Raw genomic sequence first — 4109 nt, forward strand, 5'->3', positions numbered from 1 at the left:
ACGGTTGTGGCGCACGTCTTCGGTGAACGCACTCTGGCCACACTGGAGCGTCTTCTGAGCCTGCTGTCGGCCTTTGAGGTCGTGGTATGGATGACGGATGGCTGGCCGCTGTATGAATCACGCCTGAAGGGAAAGCTGCACGTTATCAGCAAGCGTTACACTCAGCGCATTGAGCGACATAATCTGAATCTGAGACAACATCTGGCAAGGCTGGGACGGAAGTCACTGTCGTTCTCAAAATCGGTGGAGCTGCATGACAAGGTCATCGGGCATTATCTGAACATAAAACACTATCAGTAAGTTGGAGTCATTACCTGTTTTGCCTTGTCAAAAAAATGGTAGATGAATACCAACAAAACTCTGGGCAGTAATAAACAACATTCTGATAGAGAGTGCCTGTATAAAGCTGAAGTGACAATGACCGGGAAGGGAACCCGTTTTCAGGAATGGATGCCTGTCTTTTTCACTGTAAATATCCTAGCATTACTAATGCCAGGATATTTACAGAAGAGCAGCATAACCATGACGGAACGGGGTTAAGTCAGGTTGTCCTTAACGCTATTTTCAACCTCGTATGCCTTCTTCAGGTTTATGTTCAGATCTCATATCTCTCTCAGCAATCCTCAATAATCAGATACACCGCTTTCACCGGGCCATGAACCCCGACGACTTTGATAAGCTCAATATCCGCCGTTGAACTAGGGCCGCTAATGATGTTAATGCAGGACGGCATTCGTTCACCGGCCTGCGCTTTCTGATGCAATTTTTCTGCGAGTTGCGCTACACGCGGCAGGATTGTGCTTTTACGCAGGATAAAAAGAGAAGATTCCGGGAGCAGGCTCAATGAACGCCCGCGCTCGGCGGCGGAAAAAAGAACCACGCCTCCCGATTCGGTTAAACCATATTCAGCATACACAACACCCACTTTAGCCTGCTCTGCCTGCGAGATATTCTCGGCACCTTTCGCCGGATCCCAAACAACGGCATTGCATTCCTGCTGCAAACGTTCACTAATCCCCAATTCCTCCAGCCTCGTGTCACCGCTAATCACGACCGACTGATCTCCCAGCTCTTTACACAGACGTATTGCAGCTTCTGCCGCCTTCGCCTCGCTGGTCAGCTCACAGCGCGTCAACATAACATCGCTGGCAAACTGAATAAACGCGTCACAGCGCTGCTGTTGGTTAAGTTGGGTAAGCCGCTCGTTAGCATAGTTGTTAAGCGGCGCATCTTCTGCTTGCGGTTCAAGTCGCAGCGGGCGACCCAGTGCCTGAGCAACGTTATTCAAAAATTCGCCTCGATTATCCATTCTTTTTCTCCTGCGCCTGATGTTTCTTAAACCAACTACGGAAACTCTCTCCGTCAGCTTCAGGAAGATCGCGTGCTTCCATCCAGTCGCTAATCGCGCCAAATTTGAGTGGTGTTTTGCCGCCATTGATAAACCAGCTTGCCGCATGAGCGCCGGCCATCATCCCGACTTTCCACAATCCTAGATGACTATTGGCATAAGCGAACATTTTTATCGCCCGTTGCTCTGCTTTTGCGGTGATCCCTTTTTCAGCCATCACCCGACGATGACGCAAAATCAGTTTTGACAGCGGAATACGCACCGGACACACGCTGTCACAAGCAGTGCATAAAGAGCAGGCGTAGGGTAAATCTTTAAAATCTTTATAGCCGCCAAGTAGCGGAGAAATCACCGCACCAATTGGCCCTGGATAAATAGAGCCATATCCATGACCGCCAATATGGCGATATGCCGGACAAGTATTCATACAAGCCCCGCAGCGAATACAGCGCAGCACATCCCGAAATTCAGAGGCCAGCACCTCAGAACGCCCGTTATCGACAATAACCAGATGAAACTCTTCAGGACCATCAACGTGCCCCGCTTCGCGCGGTCCTGTCAGCCAGGTGTTGTATCCCGTCAAACGTGCACCAACGGCACTGCGCGCCAGCATGGTGATCAATACATCTACCTCGGCAAACGTGGGGGCAATACGCTCCATTCCCATCACTGCAATATGCGTTTTAGGCAGCGTGGTACACATTCGCGCATTACCTTCATTGGTCACCAGGCATACCGAACCTGTCTCTGCCACCGCGAAATTACAGCCGGTAATACCTATTTCAGCACTGAGGAAATCTTCGCGGATTTTTTGCCGGATGAATAAGGTCATCGCTTCAGGCGTTTCCGGCCCCTCATAGCCCAGACGTTCGTGTAGCACTCGACGGATCTGATGGCGATCTTTATGAATTGCCGGGACCACAACATGAGATGGCGGATCTTGATCCAGCTGGAGAATATATTCACCCAGATCGGTTTCAACCACCTGAATGCCAGCATCCTGCAACACATGATTGACACCAATCTCTTCGGTCACCATCGATTTAGATTTCACCACCTTCCGGGCATTTTTGCGTTGGGCAACCTGTAAAATGTAGCGGGTAGCGTCTTCTTTGTTTTTTGCAAACCAGACGTGACCGCCGTTTTGCGTCACTTTTTCTGAGAGCTGGTACAGATAAGCGTCGAGATTACTCAGAACATGATCACGTATCTGGGCGGCCCGATCGCGCCACTCCTCCCAGTGCCCCAATTCATCGACCATTTTTTGCCGATTTGCCCCAATACGCTGCTGCGCGTTTGCCACCGCTTTGCGCATGATCGGATCTTCAATTTGCTGACGGATGCGTGTCTTAAAATCTGTATTACTGGTTTTGATCGACATCTTTATATCCTCAGCGGCTCATCAACACTTCAGCAATATGCATCACTTTGACTTTCTGCCCTTCCCGTTGTAATCGCCCACTGATGTTCAGCAGGCAACTCACGTCAGCACCAATTAAATACTCAGGGCGGACTTCCATCAGGTGCCCAACCTTTTCTTTCACCATCTCGCCGGATATTTCGGCCATTTTGACCGAGAACGTGCCGCCAAATCCGCAGCAGGTATCCTGTTCAGCAAAGGTCAACAGCTCCAGTCCACGCACATTTTTCAGCAGCGTAAGTGGCTCGTCCTTCACTCCCAGCTTACGGGCCAGGCTACAAGATGGGTGATACACAGCTCTCCCTTGCAAACTGGCACCTACATCGACTACCCCTAATTTATTAACAATAAAAGAGGTGAGATCCTGCATACGCGCGGCAACCTTTTCGGCACGTGATGCCCATTCAGGTTCATCCGCCAGATACGTCGGGTAACTTTTTACGGCATAGGTGCAAGAGCCAGCCGGTGAAATAATGGGATCGTCGTTATCCTCCAGTGCGGCGATCAGATTTTTCATCCCTGGAATCGCTTCTTTGATATAACCGCTATTGATCGCAGGCTGACCGCAGCATCCCTGTTTCTCCGGGAAATTTACGCGACAGCCGAGTTTTTCCAGTAGCAGCACGGAGTCTCGTGCCATTCTTGATTTCAGGGCGTCACCAATACAGGTGACAAAGAAATTGACATTCACAACTAATACTCCATTACTTCATGCCCATTTATGCCCGATGTTTCCCCCCCACCGGGGGATCAATCATCAATAAATATGGCGTTCTTTTTTAATTGGCTAGCAACATACTACCCCTCATTTGTATGACAAATGATAATCTTTCACCCAAACGTCAAATGCAATAACTAATTTTATTTCTTTCGGCATCGCTCACATTTTATGGAGAAATCGACGATCATTTTTGGCATAAGAAATCCATTTAAAAATGGCTACATCCCTTATACCTATTCAGAGCTACTTATTCAGGGATTATTGAGATATACACTGATGGTGTACAAACAAAATCACCGACAATAATCACGTATCAAGTAATAGTCGGGATTTTATTTAATTGAAGCAATTTAGTTTGTATCTTTTATTTAATTACTAAGCCAGACCACTTCAAAAAAACATATAAAAAAGTTGGTAATGACTCCAACTTATTGATAGTGTTTTATGTTCAGATAATGCCCGATGACTTTGTCATGCAGCTCCACCGATTTTGAGAACGACAGCGACTTCCGTCCCAGCCGTGCCAGGTGCTGCCTCAGATTCAGGTTATGCCGCTCAATTCGCTGCGTATATCGCTTGCTGATTACGTGCAGCTTTCCCTTCAGGCGGGATTCATACAG

General features: G+C 48.3%; 4 protein-coding genes and 1 pseudogene. 1 reads left to right on the forward strand and 4 read right to left on the reverse strand.

Features of this window, described 5'->3' with window-relative positions:
* Positions 1–300, forward strand: a pseudogene (locus tag BGK49_RS10130) (IS1-like element IS1X2 family transposase); the annotation flags it as partial.
* A 313-nt stretch (positions 301–613) separates the two neighbouring features.
* Here BGK49_RS10130 and BGK49_RS10140 read toward each other — a convergent pair.
* The 4 genes from BGK49_RS10140 to BGK49_RS26305 all read right to left on the reverse strand — a co-directional run.
* Positions 614–1309, reverse strand: a complete 696-nt coding sequence (locus BGK49_RS10140; protein ID WP_000370306.1) for a LutC/YkgG family protein — start codon at positions 1307–1309, stop codon at positions 614–616.
* Complete coding sequence (locus BGK49_RS10145; RefSeq protein WP_000023903.1) at positions 1302–2729, reverse strand: LutB/LldF family L-lactate oxidation iron-sulfur protein; 1428 nt, start codon at positions 2727–2729, stop codon at positions 1302–1304. Before BGK49_RS10145 ends, BGK49_RS10140 begins: the two co-directional genes overlap by 8 nt.
* Positions 2730–2739: 10 nt before the next feature.
* On the reverse strand, positions 2740–3459 hold the full coding sequence (locus tag BGK49_RS10150; protein ID WP_001102117.1) for a (Fe-S)-binding protein: 720 nt from the start codon (positions 3457–3459) through the stop codon (positions 2740–2742).
* 458 nt (positions 3460–3917) lie between these two features.
* On the reverse strand, positions 3918–4109 hold a 192-nt coding region (locus tag BGK49_RS26305; RefSeq protein ID WP_000718190.1), incomplete at its 5' end, for an IS1 family transposase.

The organism is Shigella sp. FC1544, assembly GCF_001722145.1.
In the GTDB taxonomy this organism is placed as follows: domain Bacteria; phylum Pseudomonadota; class Gammaproteobacteria; order Enterobacterales; family Enterobacteriaceae; genus Escherichia; species Escherichia coli.

What these genes read in the sequence shown, in the direction of transcription:
- BGK49_RS10145 (WP_000023903.1), bottom strand. Translation starts at nt 2,729, where the DNA reads ATGTCGATCAAAACCAGTAATACAGATTTTAAGACACGCATCCGTCAG.
- BGK49_RS10140 (WP_000370306.1), bottom strand. Translation starts at nt 1,309, where the DNA reads ATGGATAATCGAGGCGAATTTTTGAATAACGTTGCTCAGGCACTGGGT.